11 protein-coding genes are annotated in these 13525 nt (G+C 75.1%); 6 read left to right on the top strand and 5 right to left on the bottom strand.

The window, feature by feature from the left end:
• Window positions 1-52: 52 nt before the first annotated feature.
• Window positions 53-697, bottom strand: coding sequence for a response regulator (locus tag ACI79S_RS06970; RefSeq protein WP_456592712.1), 645 nt, complete (start codon window positions 695-697; stop codon window positions 53-55).
• Window positions 694-1797, bottom strand: a complete 1104-nt coding sequence (locus ACI79S_RS06965) for a sensor histidine kinase (protein WP_456592711.1) — start codon at window positions 1795-1797, stop codon at window positions 694-696. Before ACI79S_RS06965 ends, ACI79S_RS06970 begins: the two co-directional genes overlap by 4 nt.
• 111 nt (window positions 1798-1908) lie before the next feature.
• Here ACI79S_RS06965 and ACI79S_RS06960 point away from each other — a divergent pair, with 111 nt between their 5' ends.
• The 5 genes from ACI79S_RS06960 (at window position 1909) to ACI79S_RS06940 (ending at window position 8166) form a co-directional block, all read left to right on the top strand.
• Window positions 1909-2646 (top strand): ABC transporter ATP-binding protein, encoded by a 738-nt coding sequence (locus tag ACI79S_RS06960; RefSeq protein WP_456592710.1) that lies wholly within the window; start codon window positions 1909-1911, stop codon window positions 2644-2646.
• A gap of 246 nt (window positions 2647-2892) precedes the next feature.
• Window positions 2893-3411, top strand: coding sequence for an ABC transporter permease (locus ACI79S_RS06955; RefSeq protein ID WP_456592709.1), 519 nt, complete (start codon window positions 2893-2895; stop codon window positions 3409-3411).
• A 101-nt stretch (window positions 3412-3512) separates the two neighbouring features.
• The gene (locus ACI79S_RS06950; protein WP_456592708.1) at window positions 3513-4580 is read left to right on the top strand and encodes a 3-oxoacyl-ACP synthase III; all 1068 of its coding nucleotides are present in this window, start codon (window positions 3513-3515) and stop codon (window positions 4578-4580) included.
• Window positions 4577-7168, top strand: coding sequence for an alpha/beta fold hydrolase (locus ACI79S_RS06945; RefSeq protein ID WP_456592707.1), 2592 nt, complete (start codon window positions 4577-4579; stop codon window positions 7166-7168). The genes ACI79S_RS06950 and ACI79S_RS06945 overlap by 4 nt, the downstream gene beginning before the upstream one ends.
• Complete coding sequence (locus tag ACI79S_RS06940; RefSeq protein WP_456592706.1) at window positions 7165-8166, top strand: NAD-dependent epimerase/dehydratase family protein; 1002 nt, start codon at window positions 7165-7167, stop codon at window positions 8164-8166. The genes ACI79S_RS06945 and ACI79S_RS06940 overlap by 4 nt, the downstream gene beginning before the upstream one ends.
• 17 nt (window positions 8167-8183) lie before the next feature.
• Here the strand turns inward: ACI79S_RS06940 and ACI79S_RS06935 are convergent, their stop codons facing one another.
• Complete coding sequence (locus tag ACI79S_RS06935) at window positions 8184-9623, bottom strand: sodium/glutamate symporter (protein ID WP_456592705.1); 1440 nt, start codon at window positions 9621-9623, stop codon at window positions 8184-8186.
• A 233-nt stretch (window positions 9624-9856) separates the two neighbouring features.
• Here ACI79S_RS06935 and ACI79S_RS06930 point away from each other — a divergent pair, with 233 nt between their 5' ends.
• Complete coding sequence (locus tag ACI79S_RS06930; protein WP_456592704.1) at window positions 9857-10312, top strand: hypothetical protein; 456 nt, start codon at window positions 9857-9859, stop codon at window positions 10310-10312.
• 14 nt (window positions 10313-10326) lie between these two features.
• On the opposite strand, the gene ptsP is transcribed toward ACI79S_RS06930, so the two are convergent.
• Together ptsP and dhaL are read right to left on the bottom strand one after the other, a co-directional pair.
• A complete protein-coding gene (ptsP, locus tag ACI79S_RS06925; RefSeq protein ID WP_456592703.1) occupies window positions 10327-12834 on the bottom strand; it encodes a phosphoenolpyruvate--protein phosphotransferase in 2508 nt (835 codons plus the stop codon).
• Complete coding sequence (gene dhaL / locus ACI79S_RS06920) at window positions 12831-13523, bottom strand: dihydroxyacetone kinase subunit DhaL (RefSeq protein WP_456592702.1); 693 nt, start codon at window positions 13521-13523, stop codon at window positions 12831-12833. The genes ptsP and dhaL overlap by 4 nt, the downstream gene beginning before the upstream one ends.
• Between the last annotated feature and the right edge of the window lie 2 nt (window positions 13524-13525).

The following is a 13525-nucleotide window of genomic DNA, read 5'->3' as shown; positions in this document are numbered from 1 at the left end:
CGCGGGGCTTCTGGTGACCTGGGCCTCGGACGCGTCGCCGCTGCGGAGGCCGCTACCGCAGGATGCCCTCGTGGAGCGCTCGCAGCACGGCGTTGGTCCGGTCGCGAGCACCGAGCTTGAGCAGGATGGTGGAGACGTGGTTCTTCACCGTGCCCTCGGCGAGGAACAGCGCCTCGGAGATCGTGCGGTTGCTGTACCCCTCCGCCACCAGCCGCAGCACCTCCAGCTCGCGCTCGGTGAGGTCCTGCACCGGTGCGGCGTCGGCGCCGACCGGTGACGGGCCCGAGCGGATCGCCCTCAGCAGCCGGTCGGTGATGGACGGGGCGATGAGCGTGCCCCCGTCCGCCAGGGTGCGCACCGCGTGGGTCAGCTGCTCCAGCGTCACGTCCTTGAGCAGGTAGCCCCGCGCCCCGCCGCGCAGCGCGGCGAGGACCAGCGTGTCGTCGTCGAAGGTCGTCAGCACGAGCACCGGGATGTCGATGCCGCGGCCGGCGAGCTGCCCGAGGGTCCAGATGCCGTCGTACCGGGGCATCCGGAGGTCGAGCAGGACCACGTCGGGCGCCGCCGCGGTGACCACGTCCAGCGCCGCCTGCCCGTCACCGGCCTCACCGACCACGTCGAAGCCGGCGACCTCCAGCAGGCTGCCGATGCCCTGGCGCACGAGCGCCTGGTCGTCGACCACCACGACCCGGGTCACGACATCGGCACCCGGGCCGTCACCCGGAACCCCTGGTCTCCCCCGAAGCTCACGTCGCCGCCGAGCGCCTCGAACCGCTCGACCAGCCCGCGCAGGCCGTTGCCGGGCACGGGCTCGCGGGCCCCGGTGCCGTCGTCGACGGCGGTCAGCACCACCCCGGACCGGTCCGCGACGACGTCGATCGTCAGCGTCCGGGCACCGGCGTGCCGGATCGTGTTCGTGACGATCTCCTGCACGGCCCGCACGAGGGCGACGGTCTGGGCCTCGTCCACCCGGACCTCCGGCGCGACGGAGATGGTCACGTCCAGGCCGGGCAGGTCGCGCACGACCTGACGCAGCGCCCCGGCCAGGTCCGGCGGCCCGCCCCGCAACTCCCCGACGGTGGTGCGCACGTCGGTCAGCAGGTCGCGCGCGACCCGGTTAGCCCGTGCGACGTGCACCCGGGCCTGCTCCCCCTCGCGGTGGTGCGCCGCCTCCAGTTCCAGCGTGAGGACGGTCAGCTGGTGGCCGATGAGGTCGTGCAGGTCGCGCGATATCCGCAGCCGCTCGGCGGTGCGCGCCGACTCGGACAGGAGGACCGTCGCGGCCCGCAGGTCGACGTGCGCCTCGGTCAGCTCCCGCCGCATCCGCTGCTCCCGGACGACGGCGACCGAGCTGAGCACGCTCGCCAGCTGGATCAGAAGGTAGAAACCCGTGATGATCAGCGTCTGGGGGACGTCGCCCGTCTGCCGCGCCGACGCGAGGGCGATGACAGCCGTGTTGAGCGCCACGACGAGCAGCCCCACCCGGAGCGGGACGACGTAGACGCTCACCGCCGCGACGACGACCAGCAGCACCGGCAGCAGCCCCAGACCTGGCGCGGTCAGCAGCACCGCCCAGGACGACGACACCGCCAACGCGAAGGCCGCATGGGCACGGCGGGACGAGCCCGCACCGGCGGCGGCCACGAGCAGGGCGCCGATCAGCACCGCGAAGACCGCGATCCAGAGGCCGCGCGGGATCGTGGGATCGGCCGCGCCCAGGAGGACGGGGCCGGCCACCACGACCGCGACCACGAGCATCGCCAGACCGGACCACTCGTCCGGGCCGAGGCGTCGCATGGCGCCACCCTAGGTTTCCGACGACGCCCGGCGGGGGTGCCAGAAGTCATGGACCGGTGTCCTGACTTCCGGCACCTGTCCCGGGCCCCCGCTCTCCCTAGCGTCGTCACCATGAGCAGCACGAACCCCGCGCTGCAGGCCGACGGCCTGCACAAGCGGTACGGCGGCACGATCGCTGTCGACGACGTGAGCCTGCGCGTGGAACCGGGCGAGGTGTTCGGCATCCTCGGTACCAACGGCGCGGGGAAGACCACCACGGTCGAGCTGATCGCCGGCCTGCGGAAGCCCGACCGGGGGCGGGTCGGCGTGCTCGGCCTGGATCCGCAGCGCGACCGCGCGAGAGTCCGCCAGGTGCTCGGCGTCCAGCTGCAGCAGGCCTACCTGCACCACGCGCTGACCGTCACCGAACTCCTCGGCCTGTACCGCAGCTTCTACCCGGAGCCGCGGCCGGCCGGGGAACTGCTCGAGCTCGTCGGCCTGACCGAGCAGCGGCGGGTCCGCTTCGAGAAGCTCTCCGGCGGCCAGCAGCAGCGGCTCTCCATCGCCCTCGCGCTCGTGGGACGGCCGCGCGTCGCCATCCTCGACGAGCTGACCACCGGGCTCGATCCGCGGGCCAGGCGCCGCATGTGGGCGACGGTCGAGCGTCTGCGCGAGGAGGGCGTCACGGTCCTGCTGGTGAGCCACGCGATGGACGAGGTCGAGCATCTCTGCGACCGGGTCGCCCTGCTGGACGCCGGGCGCGTCGTCGCCCTCGACACTCCCGCCGGCCTCGCGCGCCGGGCCGGCGCCGGGACCCTCGACGAGGCCTTCGTCGCCCTGACGGGCAAGGAGCTGGAGGACGCCGGATGAGCACCGTGGTCGAGCCCCGCGGTCCGGGCCTGGGAGCCTGGCTGGCCCTGGTCCGGTGCGAAGCGAAGATGGTCGTGCGCGACACCGCCGGACTCGTCGTCCCCATCGGCCTGCCGCTGCTCATCCTCGTGATGAACGCCTCGGCCGCCGGCGACGAGACGGTGGTCAACGGTCGGACCGCGCTCGAGGTCTTCGTCCTGCCGCTGGTGGTCACCATCGTGATCGCCACCACCGGCATCATCAAACATGCCGAGCTTCCTCGCCTACTACCGCCGCACGGGGGTCCTGCGCCGGCTCTCGGTCACGCCGGCCTCCCCGGCGATGGTGCTGGTGGCGCAGGCGGTCGTCAGCGTGCTGCAGGCGATCACCGGCGTCGTGGCTGCGCTGCTGGTGGCGCTCCTGGCGTTCGACGCGCGCCTGCCGGTGCACGCGGGCACGGCGCTCGGTGTCGTGGTGGCCGGCATGGTGGCGATGTACGCGGTCGGCATGGTGGTCGCCGCGGTGGCACCCACGCCCAACTCGGCGGTCGCGATCGGCCTCGTCGCCTTCTTCGCCCTCGGCGCGCTCGGAGGACTGTTCGGCGGGCGCGACGCCCTGCCGGAGCCGGTCGCGACCGTCGGCGGGTGGCTCCCCTTCGGCGCCGCCGTCGAGGGCCTGTCCGCGGCCTGGGCCGGCGTCCCCGTCGAGCCCGCTCACCTGGTCGGCCCGGGCGTCACCGCCGTCGTCGCGTGCGCTCTCGCGGCCGCGCTCTTCCGCTGGGAGTGAGGTGCTACCCGCCGGTCACGTCCGCCTGGGATGCTGGAGCCGACGGCCCGGCCGGTGTACCTGTCGCCCCGACGGGTAAGCGCGCCGGACGAGGGTGGCGCATGAGGACGGCGGCCGCCCGCCGCACCTCACGAGTGGACCTGATGACCGGCAACGCCACACACCGATTCAGCAACACCGCGATCCTCACCGTGCAGACGGTGGACGCGTCCCAGATCGTCACGTCGGCAGAGTTCGACGAACAGCTGGGTGACACCTACCAGCGCGTCGGGCTGCGCCCCGGGCTGCTGCAGCGGCTCGCGGGCATCGAGGAGCGTCGCTGGTGGGCCGACGGGGTCTCGTTCGTCGACGGCGCCGCCACCGCGGGCGCCAAGGCGATCAGCGAGAGCGGGGTCGACCCGGCGCACATCGGCCTGATGGTCAACACGTCGGTCAGCCGCAAGCACCTGGAACCGTCGACGGCCGTCGCCGTGCACGACTCCCTCGGGCTGCCGAGCTCCTGCCAGAACTTCGACGTGACCAACGCCTGCCTGGGGTTCATCAACGGCATGGAGCTGGCCGCGGCGATGATCGACGTCGGGATGGTCGAGTACGCGCTCGTCGTCAACGGCGAGGACGCACGGCCCGTGCAGGAGCGCACCATCGACCTGCTCAACCGGCCGGACACCGTGGCGAAGGACGTGATGGGGCACTTCGCGACCCTCACCCTCGGCTCCGGCGCCGTCGCCATGGTGCTGGGCCGGGCCGACCGGCACCCCGAGGGCCACCGGCTCGTCGGTTCGGTCAGCCGGGCCGGGACCGAGCACCACCGGCTGTGCACCGGCGACAACGACGGGATGCAGACCGATCTCAAGGGCCTCCTCGCCGCCGGCCTCGACCTCTCCGGTGAGCTGTGGGCGGAGGCGGCGGACGAGTTCGACTGGGCCCGGGGAATGGACCGCTACGTCATCCACCAGGTCTCCAAGGTGCACACCGGGGCGCTGTGCGACCGGTTCGACATCGATCGGGCACGGGTGCCGACGACCTTCCCCACCCGCGGCAACCTCGGCCCCGCGTCGGTGCCGTTCACGCTGGCGGGGCAGGCCGACACCCTGGCCGACGGCGACCGCGTGCTGCTGATGGGGATCGGCTCGGGCCTCAACGCCTGCTGCCTGGAGATCGCCTGGTGACAGCCGGCGCAACGGTCCGGTTGCCGGGCCTGGACCCGTCCTGGTCGCGGTGGGTCGCCGTGCCCGGTGCGGACGGCGAGAAGCACCTGTGGCACGTGCTCGACAACGGTGTGCCCGACCCGGTCGGCACCCTGCTGTGCGTCCACGGCAACCCGACCTGGTCCTACCTGTGGCGCCGCCTGGTCGCCGCCGCCCCGCCGGGGTGGCGCGTCGTCGCCCCCGACCAGCTGGGCATGGGCTGGTCCGAGCGGCCGGCCGCGCCGCGGACCCTCACCCAGCGGGTGGCCGACCTCGGGAACCTCACCGCCGCGCTGGGCGTCACCGGCCCGGTCGTCACCGTCGCCCACGACTGGGGCGGCATCATCTCCCTCGGCTGGGCGCTCGAGCACCGGCAGGACGTGCGGGGCGTGGTCCTCACCAACACCGCCGTCGCCATGCCGGAGGGGGACCTGGGGCCCGCGCTGATCCGGCTGGCGCACGCGCCGGGCCTGCGCGCCGCCGTCACCGTCGGCAGCTCGGTGTTCGTCCGCGGGGCGACGGCGCTGTCGTGGCCGCCGCTGCCCCGGGAGATCCGCCGGGCCTACGCGCAGCCCTACCCGTCGGCGGCACAGCGCCGGGCCGTGGGCGAGTTCGTCGCCGACATCCCGTTCCGGCCGGGACACCCCTCCCGTGCGGCGCAGGAGGCGATCGCCGAGGGCATCCGGACGCTCGACGTCCCCGCGCTGCTGCTGTGGGGCCCTCGTGACCCGGTCTTCGGCGAGAAGTACCTGGCGGACCTGCGGGAACGCCTGCCCCGGGCGGCGGTGCACCGCTACGAGGGCGCCTCCCACCTCCTCCCCGAGGACGCACCCCAGTACGCCGAGGCGGTGGCCACCTGGGTGACCGACACGTTCGCCGCCCCGGACGCCGATACCGCGGGCAGCCGCGGCACGGCGGCGGAGCCCCCCAGGCCCTGGGCGGCCCTGGCCGCCCGCTCGGAGGACGACTCCCCGGCGGTCGTCGAGACCGGCGGGGACTCGATCACCTGGGCGGAGCTGGCCCGCCGGGTCGCCGATCTCGCCGCCGGTCTGGCGGCGGCCGGTGTCCGTCCGGGAGAGCGGGTGGCGCTCCTGCTGGAACCGTCGGCGGACCTGACCGCAGCGGTCTACGCCACCTGGCGCGCGGGCGCCGTGATCGTGGTCGCCGACAAGGGGCTCGGCTTCCGAGGTATGCGCCGCGCGCTCCGGGGAGCGGCGCCGGACCACGTCCTGGGCAGCACCGCCGGCCTGGTGGCCGCCCGGGCCATGGGCCTCCCCGGGACGCGGATCGTCGCGGGGCGAGCGACGGCCCGGCTGCGCCGGGCCCTCGGCGCCGAGCACGACCTGGCCTCGCTGGAGGCGCTCGGCCGGTCCTCGGCCGCGCCGGCGGAGGGCCCGCCGGACGCCGACTGCGCGGTCGTCTTCACCTCCGGGGCCACCGGTCCCGCCAAGGGCGTGGTCTACACGCAACGCCAGGTCGGCGCTCAGCTGGAGCTGGTCAGGACCGCCTACCGCCTCACGCCGGGTGATGCGCTGGTGGCCGCGTTCGCCCCCTTCTCCATCCTCGGACCGGGGCTCGGGATCGCGTCGTCCGTCCCCGACATCGACGTCACGGCGCCCGGCACGCTGACCGCCGCGAAGCTGGCCGACGCGGCGGCCGCCGTTGACGCCACGGTGGTCTTCGCCGCACCGGCCGCGCTGCGCCGCGTCGCCGCCACCGCCGCGCAGCTGACCGGGGAGCAGCGCTCGGCGCTGAGCCGGGTCCGGCTGCTCATGTCGGCCGGAGCGCCCGTGCCGGCACCGCTCCTGCACGCCCTCCGCGAGACGTTCCCGCGGGCCGAGGCGCACACGCCGTACGGCATGACCGAGGCGCTCCCGGTCACCGACGTCTCCCTGGACGACGTCGAGGCCGCCGGGCCGGGGAACGGCGTCTGCGTCGGCCGCCCGGTGCCCGGTGTCGAGGTCCGCGTCAGCCCGCTCTCCCCGCTGGGGGCCGCCGACGGCCCGCTCACGGGGGCGCCCCACGTCCCCGGCGAGGTCTGCGTGCGCGCGCCGCACGTGAAGGACCGCTACGACGCGCTGTGGGCCACCGAGCGTTCCGCAGCCCGCGATCCGGGCTGGCACCGCACCGGGGACGTCGGGCACCTGGACGACGCGGGACGACTCTGGATCGAGGGCCGGCTGGCGCACGTGATCAGCACCGCGGACGGGCCGGTGACCCCGGTCGGCCCCGAGCAGCGGATCGAGCGCCTGGACGACGTCTTCGCCGCGGCGGTCGTCGGCGTCGGTCCGGCAGGCGCGCAGGTGGTCGTCGCCGTCGTCGTGCCCGTAGCCCGTGCCCCCCGTCGTGCATCCCGCGCCGGCCGGCTCGCCGTGGCTCCTCCCGCGCTCGCCGACCGGATCCATGCCGCGGCCGGTACGGACCTCGCCGCCGTCCTCGAGACGACGGCGCTGCCGGTCGACATCCGGCACCAGTCGAAGGTGGACCGGGCGGCACTGGCGCGCCGGGCGACCCGGGTCCTCTCCGGCACACCGGTCCGCTGGGCGACCCGGAGCGGCGGGACGGCGTGAGGGTCCTGGTCACCGGCGCGAGCGGGATGCTCGGCCGGGTCACGGCCGAGCGCCTGATCGCGCGCGGCGACGAGGTGACGGTCCTCCAGCGCCGTCCCTCGGGCCTGCCCTGCTCCGAGGTGCTCGGGGACATCGCCGACCCGTCCGTGGTGGCGCGGGCCGCCTCGGGGCAGGACGCCGTCGTCCACCTCGCCGCGAAGGTCGACGTGACCGGGACGTGGGAGGAGTACGCGCGGGCCAACGTCCAGGGCACGCGCAACGTCGTCGCCGCCTGCTCCGCCGCGGGCGTCGAGCGGCTGGTGCACGTCTCCTCCCCCTCGGTCTCGCACGCCGGGTCGCCCCTGTTCGGGGCGGGCGCGGGCCCCGCCGATCCGGCTCGGGCGCGAGGTGCCTACTCGAGGTCCAAGGCGCTGGCCGAACAGGTGGCGCTCGGCGCGGACTCGGCCGACCTCGCGGTGCTGGTGCTCCGCCCGCACCTGGTGTGGGGCCCCGGCGACGAGCAACTCGTGGCGCGGATCGTCGCGCGGGCCAGGAGCGGTCGTCTCCCGCTGATCGGTTCCGGCGCCGCACTGATCGACACCACGTACGTCGACAACGCCGCCGCCGCCCTCGTGGCAGGGGTCGACGCGTGCGGGCCCGTCCACGGGGAAGCGCTGGTGGTCTCCAACGGTGAGCCCCGCACCGTGGCGGAGATCCTGCGACGGCTGTGCTCGGCAGCCGGCGTGCCCGGGCCCCGGCGTCGGGTGCCGGCGCACGCAGCCTGGCTGGCCGGCGCCGTGGTGGAGAGGACCTGGTCGGCCGCCGGCCGGCGGTCGACCCCGCCACTGACCCGGTTCCTCACCGAGCAGCTGACGACGGCGCACTGGTTCGACCAGCGGCGGACCCGGACCGCGCTCGGCTGGCGGCCGGAGGTCGGCCTCGACACCGGCTTCGCCCGGCTGGCTGCCTGGTACGGCGAACGGGACACGACTCCGGCCGACGCGGTCCCTACCGCCTGACGAGGGCGCTCCGGCCGTCAACCGTCCGGGGACCGTGCCTCCTCCTCTTCCGGCGTCCGCCGTCCGAACCACAGGATTCCGGTCCCCAGCGACAGGACCAGGAGGACGGACATGGCGATCAGCAGCGGCACCGGCCCGAACTGGGCGATCAGCGGGAGCGACGCCGCGGTGACCAGACCGCCGCCGAAGAAGGGCTCGAAGGCCAGCTGCTTGTACCCGAAGGCCTCCATGGCCGGGGTGGCGGCGTTGGGGTCGGCGACCCGGATCAGGATCAGCCCGGTGGCGGTGACGCCGAGGGACTGCCCCAGGTCGCCGATACCGCGCTCGAACCAGAAGCGCGGGATCATCCGGCGCGCCAGGAAGACGAAGGCGCCCACGTTCCACGAGAGGCCGGCGACGGCGAGGAGGAGGAACGTCACCCAGTTCTCCGCGATCGCCTGGATGGACAGCGTGGCGAGTGCGCTGATGATCAGCAGGTCGAGCGCGATCCCCTGGATGCGCAGCATCATCCGCCGATCGACGATGCCGGTCCGATCGAACCGGTCGACGAACTTCTGCACCAGCACCCCGCCGATCATCGCCAGCGGGAACAGCGGCACGAACTCGAAGAGTGCGACGGTGTCGGCCCACAGCGCCTGCTCGAGGGCCTGCAGCCCCTCGAGCAGGCCGAGGCCGATGAGGATCGCCACGGCGACGATCGCGAAGTGGATCGCCAGCGGCTCGACCGAGGCGGTGCGCACCGTCATCAGCGCGGCCGGCGGCTGCTCCTCGCGCTCGTAGAGCCCGCGCTGCTCGGCCAGCGACGTCTTCGCGTCGTGCTCCAGCACCTGGGCGCGGCCGGTGTGCACGCCCCAGTTGATCAGCGCGATGCCGACGACGACGCCGGAGACGACGCCCACCGTGGCCAGGCCCAGCGCCAGGTCCTGCCCCTCCGGGAGGCCGAGGTCGGCGAAGGTGGTGCCCAGCCCCGCGGCCGTGCCGTGCCCGCCCTCGAACCCCACCTCGATGAGCGCACCGACCATGGGGTCCTGGCCGAGGAACGGTACGAGCAGCAGGACGGCCAGCAGCAGCCCGATCACGTACTGGCCCGACGCCATGGTGACGCCGAGAGCCAGCTGCGGCCCGGCGAGCTCGGCGGCCTCCTTCACCTTGGGGATCCGCTCGCCGAGGAACAGGGTCGCGAACACGACGGAGATCAGCAGGCCCGGCAGCGACGCCCAGACCGCGAGGAACTCCGCCGGCCACAGTCCACCGGTCAGCGGCGCGTCCTCCCCGCCGATCGCCTCGGCCACCGAGCCGACCACCTCGGGGCCGATGAGCAGGGCCAGGAACCCGCCGATGATCGAGCTGGGGAGGAAGAGCTTCTGAGCGATCCGGGACCGGATGCGGACGAGCTTGGCGACGAGGAGCAGGACGCCCAGCACCAGCAGGCTGAGTCCGATGACGTCAGGGGACACGCTGCCTCCGTCAGGTCAAGCCGTCCCGGGGACCGGTCGCGCCGGACTGTCCCCGCCGGGTGGCGTCCACCTTGGTGGCTCCGGGATCCGACGACAACCCGGTGCCGCTCCCTCCCGGACGCCCTGCGCCCGGCCGCGACGTCCGCTGCGCCGGTGGGGCGGCGCCTGCTGGTGATGCCGGCAGCTGCGGGAATTTCGTTGATGCGGCCCCTCGCGCACGGGAGGATCGCCGGGTGATCACGCGGTCGACGTCCTCCCGAGCTGTCGCCCCCCTGGTCAGCGCAGCGGCGACGACCCTGTACTACGCCACACCGGACTTCATCCCCTCACGCACGACCCGCGGCTGGGCGAAGGCCGGGCTCACCGCTGTCGCCGTCGCGGCGTCCGTGCCCGACGCGCGGGCGGCGTGGGTCCCCGCACCCGGGGGGCACGGGGCCGAGGGTGCGGTCGCCCCGGCGCAGGCACTCGGTTCGCTGCCCGCCGGCAGCAAGGCCGTCATCCTCGGGTCCGTGGCCGCCGCGCTCGCCGCGGGGGTCGGCGGGCTGCTGACCGCTGAGCGGTGGATCTTCCGCCGCGGACAGGCACGGGCGGCCGCCGGCAAGCGACTGCCGCACACCGGCCCGGCGGTGGTGTACGGAGTGCTGGCGAGCGCGCTCTGGCTGCTGCCGCCACCACCGGACCCGCACTGATCCGGCCGCCGTCGTCACGCGGAGCGGACGTACGGCACCACCGCTCCGGTCGGGCGGAGGGCGTGCGCCCGGTCGGCGAGCAGCCGGCGGACGTCGGCGACGGTTCCCGCTTCGAGGCACTCCTTCGCCAGCTCCTCGCACTCCCGCAGGGCCAGCGCCCGCACCGCCGCCTTCACGCGCGGCACGGCGGAGCCCGCCACGCTGAGCTCCGTCACGCCCAGGCCCAGCAGCAGGGGGACGGCCAGCGGGTCGGCTGCCATCTCGCCGCACACCGCGACGGGAGCCCGACCGGCCGCCCGGCTGCCCACCTCGGCGATCAGGCGCAGCACCGCCGGATGGAGCGGATCGGCCAGCGGTGCCACGGCCGGGTTCCCGCGTTCGACGGCGAGCGTGTACTGGGTGAGGTCGTTCGTCCCGATGCTGACGAAGTCCAGGTACGGCAGGAATGCCTCGATGGTCAGCGCCGCCGCCGGCACCTCCACCATGATCCCGGTCCGCAAGGAGGGCGGAAGCCCCTCCGCCCCGGCCGCCCGCTCGAGCAGCTGCCGGGCCGCGATCAGCTCGTCGACGGTCGTGACCATCGGGAACATGACGTTGACCGGTGCCCGACGCGCGACCCGGCAGATCGCGGTCAGCTGCTCGACGAGCAGCTCCGGCCGCGCGAGCGAGAGGCGTAGGCCCCGCACCCCGAGGTACGGGTTCGCCTCGGTCGGTTGCGGGAGGTAGCGCAGCGGCTTGTCGCCGCCGACGTCGAGGGTCCGGATCGTGATCGGACGCCCGCCGAACACCTCCGCCATCGCGCGGTAGTCGCGCTCCTGCTCCGCCACGGACGGCGGGCGGTCGCGGTCGACGAACACCAGCTCGGTCCGGACCAGGCCGGCGCCGTCGGCCCCGGTCGCCGCCGCGGCACGGGCGTCGGCGACGGACGCGAGGTTCGCTGCCACCTCGACCCGGACGCCGTCCGCGGTCATCGCCGGGCGGGTGGCTTCGGCCGCCGCACGCTCCGCCTGCTCGGCGAGCCGGCTCGCCTCGCGCTCGTACTGCTCCAGCACATCGGGGGCGGGATCCACGACGACCCGCCCCGCCGTGCCGTCGACGACGACCACCGTGCCCTCGGCCACGTCGAGGACCCCGGGCCCGGCGGTGACGACCGCCGGGATACCGAGCGAGCGGAGGAGGATGCTCGCGTGCGAGGTGGCGCTCCCACCGGCGAGGACGACGCCGCGCACGGCGCGCGGATCGAGCGCTGCAGCCTGCGCCGGTGTCAGGTCCGGGGTGAGCAGGACGCCGTCCACCGACACCGGCGTCGCCGCGGTGCCGCCGGCCAGCGCTCGCAGGACCTGCTCCCCCACCGCCCGGACGTCCGCTGCGCGAGCACGCAGGTAGGGGTCGGACAGGGCGAGCCAGCTCTGCTCCACCGTGCCGACCGCCGCCTCCCAGGCCGCCGACGCGGAGGTGCCCGCGTCGATCCGCGACCGCGCCTCCCCCAGCAGCTCCGCGTCGTCGAGCAGCAGCAGGTGGGCCTCGAAGATTCCGGCAGCGCCCTGCCGCGCGCCGTCGCGGAGCCGCTCGACCTCCCGGCGGGCCTCGGCCACGGCCTCGGCCAGCCGTCGCCGCTCCGTCGCAGGAGGGCCGGCCGGCGCCTCCGTGCGCGTCGGCGACCACGTGGGCAGCCGGCGGGCGGGCCCGATCCCGATCCCGGGGCCCGCCGGGGACGGCGTTCCGGGCGCGAGCGGCACGTCGCCCGCCGGGATGTCCTCGCCGGCGTCGTCCGCCTCGTCGAACCCGCGCGCGGCCAGCGCCAGCAGGTGTTCCAGCGCGGCGCGCGCCTGCCGTCCGGTCGCCGCCACCTCGATGACGTGCCCCTGCAGCGCCCCCAGGGTCGCCACCCGGCTGAGGCTGCCCGCCGGCACGGCCGCGCCGTCCGTCGTGACGTTGCGCAGCGTCACCGTGGCGTCCAGTCGACGCACTTCGGCGACGAGCCGGGCCGCGGGTCGGGCGTGGAGTCCGTGCGGGTTCTCGACGGTGAAGGTGGAGGTGACCGCGGCCCCGTCCTCCTCCGCGGGCGGGCCTCCGGGTTCGTCGGCACCCAGGTGCCCGGCCTTCGCGAGGAGCGCCGCCCGGGCCTCGGCGGCGACCTCCTGCCGGGATGCGCCGCCGGCAGCCGCGACCGCGGCCACGACCAGCCCCTCGACCAGCGGTGCCGGGCACAACGTCACGCGGCCGCGGACGAGGTCGTCGTCCAGCAGGTCGAGCGCCATCTCCGCGCTGAGCACCGCGCTGCCCAGGTCCATGAGGACCACCACGCCGGCGTCGCCGTCGACGCGTTCGATGGCCGCGGCGATCTGGACGGCGTCCGTGCCGAAGGTCGTGTCGTCGAGGCCGGCCGCGACCGCGATGCGGGGCTCGGCACCGTGCACCATCTCCGTCGCCAGCGCGACGGCGGCCGTGGCCAGGGCCCGGCTGTGCGAGACGACCACGATCCCGACGCCCTGCGCTCCACCGCCGCTCGGCGCGCTCACCGAGACGGCATCCCCTCGGCCGGCCCGGCGCTCGACGCCGCCCGGTCCTGCCGGCCGCCCAGCGCCGTCGCCGCCGCGGCGACGAGCAGCGCCGCACTGGTGGCGCCGGGGTCCTGGTGGCCGGTGCTCCGCTCCCCGAGATAGCTGGCCCGGCCCTTGCGGGCCGGCATCGGGATCGTCGCGTCCCGCCCCGCGGCCGCGGCCGCGGCCGACCGTTGGAGCGCCGTTCCCCACGGTTCGCCGTCGGCCAGCGCCGCCTCGAGCGCGTCGACCGCCGGGGCCAGGGCGTCGTACATGGTCTTGTCCCGAGCCTCCGCCTTCCCGCGGGTCACCACGCCGTCGAGACCGGCACGGAGGCCGGCGGCGAAGCCGTCGGGGCCCACCGGTTCGGCGTCGTCGAGGGCCCCGCCGAACCGCAGGAAGAAGGTTCCGTAGAGCGGACCGCTCGCACCGCCGACGGTCGACACCAGCGTCATGCCGACCTTCTTGAGCAGGGCGCCCGGCGTGGTGACCTCGCCCTCGTCGAGCGCGGTCACCACCGCGGTCATCCCGCGGTGCATGTTGGCGCCGTGGTCGGCGTCCCCGATCGCCGCGTCGAGCTCCGTGAGCAGGTCCTCGTGCTCGTCGACGAGCCGGGCGAAGGCCCGTACCCAGTCCGCCAGGTCGGCCGTCGTCATGCCGTCTGCCATCG

It is taken from the genome of Blastococcus sp. SYSU DS1024 (assembly GCF_054050795.1).
The sequence above is the reverse complement of the archived record's forward strand: the minus strand, read 5'-3'. Positions and strand labels throughout refer to the sequence as shown.